This is a genomic window from Xanthomonas sp. JAI131, assembly GCF_013410075.1.
Classification (GTDB): domain Bacteria; phylum Pseudomonadota; class Gammaproteobacteria; order Xanthomonadales; family Xanthomonadaceae; genus Xanthomonas_A; species Xanthomonas_A bonasiae.
In genome coordinates this window covers 1,405,955-1,420,941 of sequence record NZ_JACCCN010000001.1, presented here as the reverse complement: position 1 = coordinate 1,420,941, position 14,987 = coordinate 1,405,955, and the positions used below count along the sequence as shown (strand labels likewise).

14 protein-coding genes are annotated in these 14,987 nt (G+C 69.8%); 12 read left to right on the top strand and 2 right to left on the bottom strand.

The genetic code is table 11. From position 1 onward, the window contains the following. Nucleotides 1-191 precede the first annotated feature (191 nt). Both HDC36_RS05870 and HDC36_RS05865 read right to left on the bottom strand, forming a co-directional pair. Nucleotides 192-974, bottom strand: coding sequence for a TatD family hydrolase (locus tag HDC36_RS05870; protein WP_179565217.1), 783 nt, complete (start codon nt 972-974; stop codon nt 192-194). Between the two features lie 6 nt (nt 975-980). Then, entirely contained in the window at nt 981-1,220 is a 240-nt protein-coding gene (locus HDC36_RS05865; protein WP_179565215.1) for a DUF6116 family protein, read from the bottom strand. A gap of 179 nt (nt 1,221-1,399) precedes the next feature. Here HDC36_RS05865 and HDC36_RS05860 point away from each other — a divergent pair, with 179 nt between their 5' ends. From HDC36_RS05860 to HDC36_RS05805, 12 genes are all read left to right on the top strand, one after another. Continuing rightward, nucleotides 1,400-2,212 carry a glycine zipper 2TM domain-containing protein gene (locus HDC36_RS05860; RefSeq protein WP_179565213.1) on the top strand — a complete coding sequence of 271 codons (813 nt, stop codon included), beginning with the start codon at nt 1,400-1,402 and terminating at the stop codon, nt 2,210-2,212. A 107-nt stretch (nt 2,213-2,319) separates the two neighbouring features. After that, nucleotides 2,320-3,483 carry an acyl-CoA dehydrogenase family protein gene (locus HDC36_RS05855; RefSeq protein WP_179565211.1) on the top strand — a complete coding sequence of 388 codons (1,164 nt, stop codon included), beginning with the start codon at nt 2,320-2,322 and terminating at the stop codon, nt 3,481-3,483. Nucleotides 3,484-3,543: 60 nt separating this feature from the next. After that, complete coding sequence (locus HDC36_RS05850; RefSeq protein ID WP_179565209.1) at nt 3,544-4,083, top strand: GNAT family N-acetyltransferase; 540 nt, start codon at nt 3,544-3,546, stop codon at nt 4,081-4,083. A 91-nt stretch (nt 4,084-4,174) separates the two neighbouring features. Continuing rightward, nucleotides 4,175-4,729: an NADPH-dependent FMN reductase gene (locus HDC36_RS05845; protein WP_179565207.1), complete on the top strand. Its 555-nt coding sequence runs from the start codon at nt 4,175-4,177 to the stop codon at nt 4,727-4,729. 216 nt (nt 4,730-4,945) lie between these two features. Continuing rightward, nucleotides 4,946-6,364 carry a replicative DNA helicase gene (locus HDC36_RS05840; protein WP_179565205.1) on the top strand — a complete coding sequence of 473 codons (1,419 nt, stop codon included), beginning with the start codon at nt 4,946-4,948 and terminating at the stop codon, nt 6,362-6,364. Nucleotides 6,365-6,539: 175 nt separating this feature from the next. After that, nucleotides 6,540-7,649 carry an FIST N-terminal domain-containing protein gene (locus tag HDC36_RS05835; protein WP_179565203.1) on the top strand — a complete coding sequence of 370 codons (1,110 nt, stop codon included), beginning with the start codon at nt 6,540-6,542 and terminating at the stop codon, nt 7,647-7,649. Nucleotides 7,650-7,651: 2 nt separating this feature from the next. Next, nucleotides 7,652-8,785 carry an ATP-binding protein gene (locus HDC36_RS05830; RefSeq protein WP_179565201.1) on the top strand — a complete coding sequence of 378 codons (1,134 nt, stop codon included), beginning with the start codon at nt 7,652-7,654 and terminating at the stop codon, nt 8,783-8,785. Nucleotides 8,786-8,788: 3 nt separating this feature from the next. Beyond that, complete coding sequence (locus HDC36_RS05825) at nt 8,789-9,895, top strand: HDOD domain-containing protein (RefSeq protein ID WP_179565199.1); 1,107 nt, start codon at nt 8,789-8,791, stop codon at nt 9,893-9,895. Further along, nucleotides 9,892-11,049: an HD domain-containing phosphohydrolase gene (locus tag HDC36_RS05820; protein ID WP_179565197.1), complete on the top strand. Its 1,158-nt coding sequence runs from the start codon at nt 9,892-9,894 to the stop codon at nt 11,047-11,049. Before HDC36_RS05825 ends, HDC36_RS05820 begins: the two co-directional genes overlap by 4 nt. Nucleotides 11,050-11,145: 96 nt before the next feature. Continuing rightward, nucleotides 11,146-12,567, top strand: a complete 1,422-nt coding sequence (locus HDC36_RS05815; protein ID WP_179565195.1) for a deoxyribodipyrimidine photo-lyase — start codon at nt 11,146-11,148, stop codon at nt 12,565-12,567. 123 nt (nt 12,568-12,690) lie between these two features. Beyond that, on the top strand, nt 12,691-14,145 hold the full coding sequence (locus HDC36_RS05810) for a wax ester/triacylglycerol synthase family O-acyltransferase (RefSeq protein WP_179565193.1): 1,455 nt from the start codon (nt 12,691-12,693) through the stop codon (nt 14,143-14,145). Between the two features lie 106 nt (nt 14,146-14,251). Beyond that, entirely contained in the window at nt 14,252-14,950 is a 699-nt protein-coding gene (locus tag HDC36_RS05805) for an OmpA family protein (protein ID WP_179565191.1), read from the top strand. Nucleotides 14,951-14,987: the final 37 nt, after the last annotated feature.

The following is a 14,987-nucleotide window of genomic DNA, read 5'->3' as shown; positions in this document are numbered from 1 at the left end:
GTGACGTACTGCGTGGAAGTGCCGCAGCACGGGCACTCGATCATGATGAAACGCTGGCCCTTTGCCAGCAGCGGCATGACGAACGCACGCGGTTGCGCGTCCAGGTCGAAGCGCTCCTTGCAGAGCTGGCACTGTGCGTTCGCCGTGGACTCCATGTCTGTTTCCCTGCAGGCCGCCGCATTTCCGAGCCGTCACGCGGGCTCGGCACGCGCATCCAGGCCGAACAGTTGTTGCGCATTGCGCGTGGTCTGTTCGGCGATCTCGGCGGCGGGCTGGCCGCGCAGCGCGGCGATCGTGTCCAGGACCGTGCGCAGCCGCGCCGGCTCGTTGCGCTCGCCGCGGATGGATGCGTCGGGCTGGTCCGGGGCGTCGGTTTCCAGCAGCAACTGCTGCAGCGGCAGCTCGGCCGCCAGGCGCCGCAGCCGCTGCGCGCGTGCGTAAGTGACCGGGCCGCCGAGGCCGATCAGGAAATCCAGCGACTGCAGTTGCCGCGCCTGTTCCGGGCTGCCGGCGAAGCTGTGCACCACGCCGCGCAGGCGCCCGACCTTGCGGATCGCCAGGATCACCGCGTCCACCGCGCGCCGCGCGTGCACGATCACCGGCAGGTCGAACGCGCGCGCCAGCTGCAGCTGGCCGGCGAAATACCGCTGCTGTTCGGCCTCATTCAGTCCTTCGACGAAGAAATCCAGGCCGCATTCGCCGATGGCGCAGGGGCGCTCGCGTTCGATCCACTCGCCGAGCAACGGCAGATGCTCCGGGCGGTGCTGGTCCATGAACAGCGGATGCAGGCCGTAGGCCGGATACAGGCCGTCGGCCATCGCGCAGACCTCGCGCAGCTTCGGCCAGGACGCCGCCGTCACCGCCGGCAGCACCTGCGCGACGATGCCGGCGGCCTGCGCGCGCGCGACCACCGCGGCGCGGTCACCGTCGAACTCGGCGGCGTCGAGATGGCAGTGGCTGTCGATCAGACGCATCGGCGGTCAGCGGCGCATGCGGCGCGCGCTGGACGCGATGGGCTCCGGTTCGACGGACGCAGGCGTGCGGGTCTTCCAGTTGGCCAGCAACAAGGTGCCCAGGCCGAACACGATCTCGTCGATGAAGGGCAGCGGGTCGGGCAGCAGCACGCTCAGCACGAACAGGCCGGCGGTCAGTTTGAACAGCGTGGGGTAGCGCAATTTGCCGGCCCAGCGCAGCAATGGCAGCACGATCGGGTTAGGCATGGACGATCCTCCGGCAGGGTGATGAAAACGCTAACACGCTTGATATGGCGCCTTTCCGCATGCCGCACCAGTCCGCGCTCGGGATTTTCGCTGAATAGGGAGCGGATCGGTTCAGCTTCGGCATGGTAATCACAGCACCGTAGATGCAGACAACGCGGCCAGACCGCAGGAGAGAAACGATGAAGAGCAATACGACAACCATTCTGGTCGCGGCTGGCGCATTGCTGGTCGGCGGCGTGGCCACCGCGGCCTTCATGAACAACCGCGACAAGCAGGAGTTCGCCGGCAGCGGCGACGTGCGTCCGGCTGCGGACAGTGTTGCCGGCGACGCGGTCGCAGGCAACGACGTCGGCGGCAAGCTGGAATACGCCGACGTGGTGCGGGTCGATCCGATCACGCAGAAGGAACAGCGCTACGCCGAGGTGATCGGCACCGAGCCGCTGCGCGAAACTTCCACCACCACCACTCCGCGCCAGGTCTGCAACGACGTGGTGGTGCAGGAGCGCCTGCCCGAGCGCGACGGCAACGTCGGCGGCACCGTGGTCGGTGCGGTGGTCGGCGGGCTGCTCGGCAACCAGGTCGGCCATGGCAACGGCCGCAAGGCGGCGACCGCGGCCGGCGCAGTGGCCGGCGGCTTCATCGGCAACCAGGTCGACCGCAACCACGTCGGCGGCCGCGTGGTCGATCGCACCGAGCGCCAGTGCCACACCGAGAACAGCACCGCCGAGTCCTCGCGCATCACCGGCTACAACGTGACCTACCGCAACGACGACGGCAGCACCGGCACCATGCGCACCGACAGCAAGCCGGGCAGCCGCATCGCCTTGGGCAAGGACGACGTGGTCAAGGGCTACGAGGTCACCTACCGCTACGACGGCCAGGAGAAGACCGTGCGCATGGACGACAAGCCCAGCAGCGACCGCCTGCCGGTGCTGGACGGGCGCCTGGTCACCCAGACCGCCTCGGCCGGCGACGTGATCAGCCAGCGCTGAGTCTCGCCGCGGCAGCAGGGAGAAAGGGTCGGCCAGGTGCCGGCCTTTTCTTTTTCCGGAGCGCGGGCAGGCCGATACAATGCGGCTTTCGCCTGCCGAGTCCCGCCATGCCGTTGCCTTGCGACGATCTGTTCAACGTGGCCGCGCTGCTGAGCGAGGAGGAGCGCGCGATCCAGCAGGCGGTGGCGCGCTTCGTCGATGCCAGGGTGCTGCCGATCATCGGCGATGCGTTCGACCAGGCGCGGTTCCCCGCCGAACTGGTGCCGGACCTGGCGCAACTGGGCCTGCTCGGCGCCACGCTGCCGCCCGCCGACGGCGGCGCCGGGCTCAATGCGGTCTGCTACGGCCTGATCTGCCAGGAACTGGAACGCGGCGACAGCGGGCTGCGCAGCTTCGTCAGCGTGCAGTCCTCGCTGTGCATGTATCCGATCCACGCCTATGGCAGCCAGGCGCAGCGGCAGCGCTGGTTGCCGGCGATGGCCGCCGGCACCGCGATCGGCTGCTTCGGCCTGACCGAGGCGCAGGGCGGTTCCGACCCGGCCGCGATGCAGACCCGCGCGGTGCGCGACGGCGACGGCTGGCGCCTGAGCGGCAGCAAGATGTGGATCACCAACGGCAGCCTGGCCGACGTGGCGATCGTGTGGGCGCAGACCGAGGACGGGGTGCAGGGGTTCCTGGTCGAAGCCGGCACGCCGGGCTTCGCGACGCAGGACATCGCGCACAAGATGAGCCTGCGCGCCTCGGTGACCTCGGCGCTGTTCCTGGACGACGTGCGCGTGGCGGACGCGCAGCGGCTGCCGGGCGTGCGCGGGCTGAAAGGCCCGCTGGGCTGCCTGACCCAGGCCCGCTACGGCATCAGCTGGGGCGCGATCGGCGCGGCGATCGCCTGCCTGCGCGAGGCGCTGGCCTATGCCGGCGAACGCATCCTGTTCGGACGCCCGCTGGCGGCCACGCAGAGCGCGCAGATCAAGCTGGCCGACATGGCCCGGCGCATCGCCGGCGCGCAGCTGTTGGCGCTGCAGCTGGGCCGGCTCAAGGATGCAGGCGCACTGCAGCCGGCGCAGGTGTCGCTGGCGAAGTGGAACAACGTGCGCATGGCGCTGGACATCGCCCGCGAATGCCGCGACCTGCTCGGCGGCGCCGGCATCACCACCGAATACGGCGCCATCCGCCATGCCTTGAACCTGGAATCGGTGATCACCTACGAAGGCACCGAGACCGTGCACCAACTGGTGGTCGGCCGCGAGCTGACCGGCATCAATGCGTTCTGAACCGGTGCGCGCCGCGGCCATGGCGCCCGGGGCAATGGACAGGCACGAGGAGGCGAGGGCATGAGCATTTTCGATCTGCAACTGGACACCGGGCGTCTGCTGCTGCGCCCGCCGAGCGCGGCGGATTTCGACGACTTCTGCCGGTTCACCGGCGATGCCGAGGCGATGCGCCATCTGGGCGGCGTGCAACCGCCGCCGGTGGCCTGGCGCGCGCTGGCGGCGCTGGTCGGCAGCTGGCAGTTGCAAGGGTTTTCGATGTTCTCGGTGATCGAGAAGCGCAGCGGGCAATGGATCGGCCGGGTCGGGCCGTGGCAACCGCATGGCTGGCCGGGGACCGAGGTCGGCTGGGGGATCGCGCGCCCGTACTGGGGCCAGGGCTATGCGCCGGAAGCGGCGCGCGCCTCGATCGACTGGGCGTTCGCGCAATTGGGCTGGACCGAGGTGATCCATACCATCGCCGCCGACAACGCCAATTCCAAGGCGGTCGCGGCCAAGCTGGGCGCGCGCTACCTGCGCCAGGATCGCCTGCCCGAGCCGCTGCAGGCGCACGAGGTGGAAGTGTGGGGGCAGTCGCGCGCGGACTGGCAGGGGCGGCGCTGAGCGGCCTGGCGGCGGTCGCCCTGGCCGTATTCACCTGGCCACGCTGCGCCGGCGGCTAGGCTGCAAGCCCCAAATCGGTCAGGAGTACGCCATGAGCCAGTACCGCATCGCCGTCTTCGTCGGCAGCCTGCGCAAGGAGTCGTTCAACCGGCGCCTGGCGCTGGCGCTGGAGAAACTGGTCGGCGACCGCGCCCGCTTCGAGTACGTGGAAATCGGCGACCTGCCGCTGTACGACCAGGACCAGGATCACGACTATCCGGAGCAGGGCAAGCGGCTGAAGGCGCAGGTCAGCGACGCCGACGCGGTGCTGTTCGTCACCCCCGAGTACAACCGCTCGATCCCCGGCGTGCTCAAGAACGCGATCGACCTGGGCTCGCGGCCCTACGGCGACAGCGCCTTCGCCGGCAAGCCGGCAGCGGTGTGCGGAGCGTCGCCGGGCACGCTCGGCACCGCGCTGGCGCAGCAGCACCTGCGCAACGTGCTGGCCTACCTGGACATGCCGGTGCTGAGCCAGCCGGAGGTGTTCGTGCAGTTCAAGGACGGCCTGATCGAGGCCGACGGCAGCATCGGCAACGACGATACGCGCAAGTTCCTGCAGGGCTTCGTCGACAAGTTCATCGCCTGGGTCGACGAACTGCAGGCCTGAGCCGGCGAACCGGCGATCTCAGCGGATGCGACGCACAAGGGCGATGCTGCGGCGCCGCGGCGATCGCCTTGCGTGGCGCGGCCTGCGCGCAGTTCTCAACGGGTTGTCCACAGACTTGCCCCTAGCCGCGCCGCACGCCGCTGACTAAGATGGCCGGCCGGGTCGCGCCATCGGCGCCGCCCGCCGACCGCGCCCCCCAGAGAGAAGATCCAGCCCATGTCCGCCCGTCCCGGCTACCGCGGCGACCGCAAAAGCGAGCGTGGCGAACGCAGCGAGCCGCGTATCGATCAGTTGCGCGTGCCGCCGCATTCGATCGAGGCCGAACAGGCCGTGCTCGGCGGCCTGATGCTGGCGCCCGACGCCTACGACCGGGTCAACGACCAGCTCACCGACAACGATTTCTACCGGCGCGATCATCAGCTGATCTACCGCGCGATCCGCGAGCTGGCCGAGAAGGGCCGCCCGTTCGATGCGGTGACCCTGGGCGAGTGGTTCGAGTCGCAGGGCAAGCTGGAGATGGTCGGCGACGGCGCCTACCTGATCGAACTGGCCAGCACCACGCCGTCGGCGGCCAACATCGCCGCCTATGCCGAGATCGTGCGCGACAAGGCGGTGCTGCGGCAGCTGATCGAGGTCGGCACCACCATCGTCAACGACGGCTTCCAGCCGGAAGGGCGCGAGAGCGCGGAGCTGCTGGCCAGCGCCGAGAAGGCGGTGTTCAAGATCGCCGAGGCCGGCGCGCGCGGGCGCAGCGATTTCGTGGCCATGCCCGGCGCGTTGAAGGACGCGTTCGAGGAATTGCGCAGCCGCTTCGAGAACGGCGGCAACATCACCGGTCTGCCCACCGGCTACAGCGACTTCGACGCGATGACCGCCGGGCTGCAGCCGACCGACCTGATCATCCTGGCCGCGCGTCCGGCGATGGGCAAGACCACCCTGGCGCTGAACATCGCCGAGTACGCCGCGATCAAGTCGAAGAAGGCGGTGGCGGTGTTCTCGATGGAAATGTCGGCCTCGCAGCTGGCGATGCGCCTGATCTCCTCCAACGGCCGCATCAACGCCCAGCGCCTGCGTACCGGCCAGCTCGAGGACGAGGACTGGGCGCGGGTCACCGGCGCGATCAAGATGCTGAAGGAAACCAAGATCTTCATCGACGACACGCCCGGCGTGTCGCCGGAGATCCTGCGCTCCAAGGCGCGCCGGCTCAAGCGCGAGCACGACCTGGGGCTGATCGTCATCGACTACCTGCAGCTGATGTCGGTGCCGGGCAACAGCGAGAACCGCGCCACCGAGATCTCCGAGATCTCGCGCTCGCTCAAGGGCCTGGCCAAGGAGCTGGGCGTGCCGGTGATCGCGCTGTCGCAGCTCAACCGCTCGCTGGAAACGCGTACCGACAAGCGCCCGGTGATGGCCGACCTGCGCGAATCCGGCGCGATCGAGCAGGACGCGGACATGATCGTGTTCATCTACCGCGACGATTACTACAACAAGGAAAATTCGCCGGACAAGGGCCTGGCCGAGATCATCATCGGCAAGCATCGCGGCGGCCCGACCGGCTCGTGCAAGCTCAAGTTCTTCGGCGAATACACCCGCTTCGACAATCTGTCGCACGATTCGGTGGGCGCGTTCGAGTAAGCGCCGCACGCGACCGCAACGGCGGCCGCGCGATTGCTGCGCTGCAGTGGATGCGGCCGGCGGCGTGCGTATTCATCCGGGCACAGCGATACTTCTGTCACAGAGCGCTTTGACCGCGCTCAACCTCAATCCGTGATGGTCGATACCCGGAGGGAACCCTTCCTGGATCCCGCCCATGCCGTTGACCGTCACCCATGCGGAAACCGCCGACCGCGATGCCGTCGCTGCGGTCGCCGCGTTGCGCGCGCAACTGGGCGCCGCGCCGCTGGACGCCGTGCTGCTGTTCTGCGATGCCGAATACGATCTGGACGCGTTGGGTCCGGCGATCAAGGCCGGCTTCGACTGCCCGGTGATCGGCTGCACCGCTGCCGGCCAGATCGGCGAGCACGGCTTCCAGAGCAACGGCATCCTGGTCGCCGGCCTGCGCGGCGGCGTGCTGCAGGCACAGCCGCTGCTGATCGCGCCGCTGAGCGACCTGCAGGCGCAGGTCGCGGTGGTGGCCGAGACGGTGCAGGCGGCGACGGCCGACAAGGCCGGGCAGTGCTTCTCGCTGCTGCTGGTCGACGGACTGTCCACCTGCGAGGAATACCTGGCGGCGGCGCTGTACCGGATGATCGGCGACGTGCCGCTGCTCGGCGGCTCGGCCGGCGACAATCTGCGTTTCGAGCGCACCCTGGTCTATTACGACGGCCGCTTCCTGGCCGATGCGGCGGTGCTGACCCTGTTCCATTCGCGGCACCCGTTCGTGGTGTTCAAGCTGCAGCACTTCGTCGCCAGCGAGATCGAACTGGTGGTCACCGACGCCGATCCGGCGCGGCGCCTGATCCGCGAGATCAATGGCGAGCCGGCCGCGCTGGCCTACGCGCAGGCGATCGGCGTGCCGCTGGAAGAACTGGAGCCGAAGGTGTTCTCGACCTATCCGCTGCTGCTGACCTTGAGCGGCGAGCCCTACGTGCGTTCGATCCTGCGCGTCAACGAGGACTTGTCGATGACCTGCTACTGCGCGGTGGAAGAGGGCATGGTGGTGTCGGTCGGCCAGGCGGTGGACGTGATGGAAACGCTACAGCAGGCCTTTGCCGAAGTGCACGAGACGATATCCGACCCGGCGCTGGTGATCGGTTGCGATTGCATCCTGCGCCGCCTGGAGTTCGGCCAGTCGCAGATGCAGCAGCAGGTCGGCGCGTTCATGGCGCAGCAAGGCGTGTTCGGTTTCTCCACCTACGGCGAGCAGTTCAACGGCTTGCACGTCAACCAGACCTTTACCGGCGTGGCGATCGGGAGATGAGCATGTCCGCAGATGCAGCGACGGTCCCGATCCTTGCGCATGCCGCAACCGCGCCGCTGGAGAGCGGCGAGACGGCGTTGATCGCCGAGTTGCGCCGGCAACTGGCCGCGCGCGACAAGGTGATCGCCGTGTTGAAGAAGCGGGTCACCGCGCGCGACGATGCGGCGGCCTCGCCGCTGGCGACGCTGCAGCAGAACATCGCGCTGGGCAAGGTGGTGGCGCTGAAGACGCAGGAGCTGAGCCGCGAGCGGCAGGAGCTGGAGCATGCCCTGGCCGACCTCGGCAAGGCCCAGGTCGCGCTGCTGCAGGCGCAGAAGATGGAGTCGATCGGCCAGCTCGCCGCCGGCATCGCCCACGAGATCAACACGCCGGCGCAGTACGTGCGCGACAACCTGGCGTTCGTGTGCAAGGCCAAGCAGATCCTCGACCACGTGTTCGACATGACCTTCGCTATCGTCGATGCGGCGCGTGCGCAGGGCGTGGCGCCGGAGCTGGTGGCCGCGCTCGACGCGCAGGTGACCTCGTCCAAGTTCCAGTACCTGCGCAAGCAGACCCCCGAGGCCTTGCAGCAGTCGCTGGAAGGGCTGGACCGCATCACCAAGATCGTCAGTGCGATGAAGACCTTCTCGCATCCCTCGGCCGGCGAGAAGGAACCGGTGGACCTGCGCGAGCTGGTCGCCACCACCATCACCGTCGCCCGCAACGAGTGGAAATACGTGGCCGAGATCGAGACCGATTTCGCCGCGGACGTGCCAATGGTGCCGTGCCTGCGCGACGAGATCGGCCAGGTGTTGCTGAACCTGGTGGTCAACGCGGCGCATGCGATCGGCGACACGCTGGTGCCGGGCGAGCGCGAGCAGGGCCGGATCCGCATCATCCTGCGGCGTGCCGGCGACAGCCACGTGGACCTGTGCGTCAGCGACGACGGCCCGGGCATTCCCGAGGCGATCCGGACCAAGGTGTTCGATCCGTTCTTCACCACCAAGCCGGTCGGCAAGGGCACCGGCCAGGGCCTGGCGATCGCCTATTCGGCGGTGGTGGAAAAGCACCAGGGACTGATCTTCTTCGAACCGCCGGCGGACCAGCGCGGCACCACGTTCGTGGTGCGGCTGCCGTTGAACGCCGTGGCGGGCTGAACGATGCGCGTGCTGTTCGTCGACGACGAGAAGCAGGTGCTGGCCGGCCTCGAGCGCACCATGTTCATGGCCGACCGCGATTGGGACGTGGCCTTCGCCGGCAGCGGCGCCGAGGCGCTGGTCGCGCTGCGGGCGCAACCGGCCGACGTGGTGGTCTCGGACATGCGCATGCCGATGATGGACGGCGCCGAACTGCTGCGCCAGGTGCGCGACAGTTGCCCGCGCACCATCCGCATCATCCTGTCCGGGCATACCGAACAGGAAGCGGCGCTGCGTTCGCTGGACGTGGCCCACCAGTTCCTGGCCAAGCCCTGCGAGGGCGATGCGCTGATCGAAGCGATCGACCGCGCCGTGGCGCTGCAGGTGCTGCTGGACGATCCGGCGGTGCAGGCGGTGGCCGGACGCATCGGCGGGCTGCCGTCGGCACCGCGCATGTTCGCGCGGCTCAACCGCCTGCTCGGCGACCCCGCTGCCGGCGTGGCGCAGGTGGCCGCGGTGGTGGAAGGCGACCCGGCGCTGGCGGCCAAGGTGCTGCAGCTGGCCAATTGCGCGTTCTTCGGCAATGGCCATCGCGTGGCCGAGATCAAGGACGCGGTCAACCGCATCGGCATCGGCCTGCTGCGCACGCTGGTGCTGGCCAGCGAGGTGTTCCACAGCGACGCCGGCGACTCGGCCGACGCGATCCGCACCGATGCGGTGCGCGCGTCGCGGCTGGCGGCGGTGGTCGGCAAGGGTCACGTCGCCGAGGACGTGGTCACGACCGCGGCGCTGCTGGCCAACGTCGGCGCGTTGCTGCCGGACGTCGAGCGCCTGTGCCGCGATGCCGATCCGCACGGCCGCGGCTTCCCGTCGCATGCGGAGATCGGCGCCTACCTGCTCGGCGTGTGGGGCCTGCCCGGGGCGATCGTCGAGGCGGTCGCCCATCACCGCGCGCCGCGCCGGGTCGAGCATCGCCAGTTCGATGCGATCGGCGTGGTGCACGTGGCCGTGGCGCTGGCCCAAGGCCAGGCGCCGGACCTGGAGTACCTGCAGGCGATGGGCGTGGCCGCGCAGCTGCCGCAGTGGCAGGCGGCGTGCGCGCAGATTCGCGAAGCGGAGGTCGTGTCATGAGCGAGCCGGAACTGCCGCGCATCCTGTGCGTGGACGACGAACCCAATCTGCTGGCGGCGCTGGAGCGCAACCTGTTCGGCCAGTTCGACGTGGTCACCGCCAACGGCGGCGAGGCCGGCCTGGCCGCGATCGCCGCCGGCCCGCCGTTCGCGGCGATCGTGTCGGACATGCGCATGCCGGGCATGGACGGCGCCGCGTTCCTGGCCGCGGCGCGCGCGCGCGCGCCGGACAGCGTGCGCCTGCTGCTGACCGGGCAGGCCGATGCGACCTCGGCGATCGCCGCGATCAACCAGGGCGCGATCTTCCGCTTCCTGTGCAAGCCGTGCCCGACCGAGGAACTGGTCGCCGCGCTGGAACAGGCGGTGGCGCTGCATCGCGCCACGCTGCTGGAACGCGAGCTGCTGGAAACCACGCTGGCCGGCACCACGCGCATGCTCACCGAAGTGCTGTCGATGGTCGCGCCGTGGGCGTTCCAGCGCTCGGCGCAACTGCAGGCCTGCGTCAGCCACGTCACCGCCAAGCTGCCGTGGCCCAACCGCTGGATGGTGGAAGTGGCCGCGGCGTTGAGCCACATCGGCTGCGTCAGCGTGCCGGGCGACATCGTGCAGCGCGAGATCGCCGGCGACGAGCTGTCCGAGGAAGAGCAGAAACTGATCGACGGCCATCCGCTGGTCGCGTACCGGCTGCTGACGGCGATCCCGCGCATGCAGGCGGTGGCCGAGATCGTGCGCTACCAGGCGCTGCCGCCGCCGGCCGATGCCTCGCCGGACGTGGTCCGCGGCGCGCAGCTGCTGCGCGCCTCGCTGCTGCTGGTGCGCGGGTTGGCGCGCAAGCTGCCGTTGGCGCACGCGGTGCAGGAGCTGCGCAAGGTCGAGCCGCCGCTGCCGCGCGGCCTGATCGACGCGCTCGCCGACCTGCAGCTCAATACCCGCAGCGGCATCCGCAAGGCCAAGGTCTGCGATCTGGTGCCGGGCTGGCGCCTGGAGCAGGACGTGGTGTCCAAGCGCGGCATGATGCTGCTGGCGCACGGCAGCGAACTGAGCCTCACCTCGATCCTGGCCTTGCGCAATCTGCAGGCGGCCGGCGCCATCGTCGAGCCGCTGCTGGTCAGCTACGGCAACCAGGAACAGTCCGGCGCGCCGGTCGCGGCCTAGCCAGCGCGCCAGCCGGCACCCGCGCCGTGCGCGCTCACGCCGGCTGCGCGCCGGCCCCGCGTATCCTTGCGCGTCCTTTTCCGGCCCGTCCTGCGCATGAGCTACGCCATCGTCTGGTTCCGGCGCGACCTGCGCCTGCACGATCAACCCGCGTTGCATGCGGCGCTGGCCGCCGGGCACACGCCGGTGCCGGTGTACGTGCACAGTCCCGGCGACGAGGGCGCCTGGGCCGCCGGCGCGGCCTCGCTGAGCTGGCTGCAGCGCTCGCTGGCCGCGCTCGACGCGCAACTGCAATCGCTTGGTTCGCGGCTGATCCTGCGCCAGGGTCCGGCCGAGACCGTGCTGCGCGAGCTGATCGCCGAATGCGGCGCGGTCGCGGTGTACTGGAACCGCCGCTACGAACCGGCCACGCAGCCGCGCGACGCCCGGCTCAAGCGCGAACTGCGCGAGCAGGGCCTGGAGGTGCACAGCCACAACGGTGCGCTGCTGTTCGAGCCGTGGCAGCTGGCGACCCAGCAGGGCGGGCCGTACAAGGTGTTCACGCCGTTCTGGCGCAGCGCGCTGAGCCATTGGCAGGTGCCGGCGCTCTTGCCCGCGCCGAAGACGCTGCCGCCACCGCCGCCGGCATTGCACAGCCTGCCGCTGGAACAACTGGGACTGGCGCCGGCGCTGGGCTGGGACCGCGGTTTCTGGGAGGTATGGCGACCGGGCGAAGCGGGCGCGCACGAGGCGCTGGAGGTGTTCGTCGACGGCGCCCTGCGCGGCTACGTCGCCGGCCGCGACCGTCCCGACCAGGTCGGCACCTCGCGCCTGTCGCCGCACCTGCATTTCGGCGAGATCGCGCCGTGGCGGATCGTCGCGGCACTGGAAAACGAGCGCAGCGCCGCCACCGGCGCGGCGATCGACGGCTACATCCGCCAGCTCGGCTGGCGCGACTTCGCCCATCACTTGCTGCACCATTTCCCGGCCACACCCGAGCACAACCTCAATCCGCGCTTCGCCCGGTTCCGCTGGGCCACGCCGGATCCGGCGCAACTGCAGGCCTGGCAGCGCGGCCGCACCGGCGTGCCGATCGTCGACGCCGGCCTGCGCGAACTGTGGCATACCGGCTGGATGCACAACCGGGTGCGGATGATCGTCGCCAGCTACCTGTGCAAGCACCTGCGCGTGCATTGGTCCGAAGGCGCGCGCTGGTTCTGGGACACCCTGGTCGATGCCGACCTGGCCAACAACACGCTCGGCTGGCAGTGGGTGGCGGGGACCGGCGCCGACGCCGCGCCGTACTTCCGCGTGTTCAATCCGGTGACGCAGGCGCAGAAGTTCGATCCGCAGGGCCGCTACATCGCGCGCTGGGTGTCGGAACTGGCGGCGCTGCCGGTGGCCGAGCGCTTCGCGCCGTGGCTGTCGCCGCAGCGCCTGGCCGCCAGCGCGCCGCACTATCCGCGGCAGCCGATCGTGGACCTGGCCGCCGGACGCGACGCCGCGCTGGCCGCCTACCGCGAGACCGGCGGCGGCTGACCCGGGCGCACGCGGTGCGCGCGTGCTGCGCTGCGGCGTGAACCGCGGCAGCGCGGGGCAGGGCGCCGCGATTGACGCCCTTCGCCGCGCCATGATTCACTCCGGCCAGGCACAGGAGCATGCATGGCCACCAGCACAGCCCGCCGCAAGCCGCGGCGCGAACCGATGTCGCGCGTGGATACCGCCTGGTTGCGGATGGAGCGGCCGACCAATCCGATGATGATCACCGGCGTGCTGATGCTCGACGAGGCGCTGTCGCTGTCGCAGTTCAAGCAGTTGGTGCGCAAACGCTTCCTGTCGTTTCCGCGCTTCCAGCAAAAGCCGGTGGACACCGCGACCGGCGCCTACTGGCAACACGACGACGACTTCGACCTGGACTGGCACGTGCGCCTGTCGGCCCTGCCCGGACGCGGCGGCAAGAAGGCGCTGGAACGCTTCGCCGGGCAGATGGCGTCCACGCCCTTGGACAAGACCAAGCCGCTGTGGCAGTTCCATCTGATCGAACGCTACGAAGGCGGCTCGGCGCTGGTCGCGCGCATCCACCACAGCTACGCCGACGGCATCGCCCTGGTGCAGGTGCTGCTGTCGCTGACCGACATGCAGCGCGTGCCGGAACCGTCGGCGCAGTTGGGCCGCGCCTGGCTGAAGGACGACGGCAAGGAAGTGGTGCGCCGGGTCGGCGCCATCGACCGCTACCTGAAACTGGGCGGGCGCATGCTCGACAAGGGCCGCGAGATGTACCAGGACCCGAACCTGGCGCAGATGCTGGCCAAGGAAGGCGGCCTGATCGGCCGCGAACTGGCCAATGCGTTGCTGCTGTCCGACGATCCGCCGACGCTGCTGCGCGGGCGGCTGGGGGTCAGCAAGCGGGTGGCCTGGGCCGCGCCGCTGGACCTGGACGAAGTGAAGGCGGTCGGCCGCGCCTGCGACTGCACGGTCAACGACGTGCTGATGGCGACGATGGCCGGCGCCCTGCGCGACTACATGCTCGAGCGCGGCGAGCAGTTGGACGGGGTGACCCTGCGCGCCACGGTGCCGGTCAACCTGCGCCCGCTGGAACACGCGCGCAAGCTCGGCAACCATTTCGGGCTGGTGTTCCTGGACCTGCCGGTCGGCGAGGCCAATCCGGTGCGGCGCGTGCAGCGCGTGGCCGAATCGATGCAGCAACTCAAGCAGTCGCGGCAGGCGATGGTGGTGTTCGGGCTGCTGGCCGCGGTGGGCATGGCGCCGGCGGCGCTGCAGTCGCTGGCGCTGGACCTGTTCAGCCGCAAGGCGACCACCGTGGCGACCAACGTGCCGGGGCCGCAGCAGCCGCTGTATCTGGCCGGCAGCCGCGTGCGCGAGATGATGTTCTGGGTGCCGCAGACCGGTTCGATCGGGGTCGGTGTGTCGATCATGAGCTACAACCACCGCGTGCACTTCGGCCTGATCGGCGACGCGCGGCTGATTCCCGACCCGGATGCGGTGATGCGCCGGATCGGCGCCGAATTCGAGAAGCTGCTGTACCTGGCGCTGATGGGCGACTGGGAGCATCCGCTGCGCGCAGCGGATGCGGACGCGCTGCTGCCGGTTTCCTGAACAGGGCGCATGCGGACGCAGCGCGACCCGCGCGGCGTTCATGCCCGTCTCGCAGGCGCTTGTTTATGCTTGCTCCCACTTCAATCCAGATGTGGGAGAGAGCGCGATGAAACGCACCGTCATTCAAGGCATGTCCGTGGCGCTGGCCAGCGCGCTGGTGTTGTCCGCCTGCGCCACCGGCGGTTCCTACGTGCAGCGCGACCAATACGGCAATCCGACCGAACAGCAGAACAACCGCACCGGCCGCGGCGCGCTGATCGGCACCGCGGTCGGCGTCGCCGCCGGCCTGCTCAGCGGCAGCAGCGCCACCGAGCGCCGCCAGCACGCGATGATCGGCGCCGGCATCGGCGCGCTCAGCGGCGCGGCGATCGGCAACTACCAGGATCGCCAGGAGCGCGCGCTGCGCGAGCGCACCGCCAACACCGGCATCGACGTGCGCCGCGACGGCGACAACATCACCCTGAACCTGCCCGACGGCATCACCTTCGACTTCAACCAGTCCACGCTGAAGCCGCAGTTCTATTCGGCGCTCAACGGCGTGGCCTCGACCCTGGGCGAATACAACCAGACCATGATCGAAGTGGTCGGGCACACCGACAGCATCGGCAGCGATGCGGTCAACCAGCGCCTGTCCGAGCAGCGTGCCGCCTCGGTGGCCGCGTACCTGACCGCGCAGGGCGTGCAGCGCGAGCGCATCGAGACGCTGGGTGCGGGCAAGAAGTACCCGATCGCCGACAACAGCACCGAGGCCGGCCGTGCGCAGAACCGCCGGGTCGAGATCCGCGTGGTGCCGCTGCGTTCCTGAGCGGCGTCCACCAAGCCGGAAATGCGAACGGGCCGCG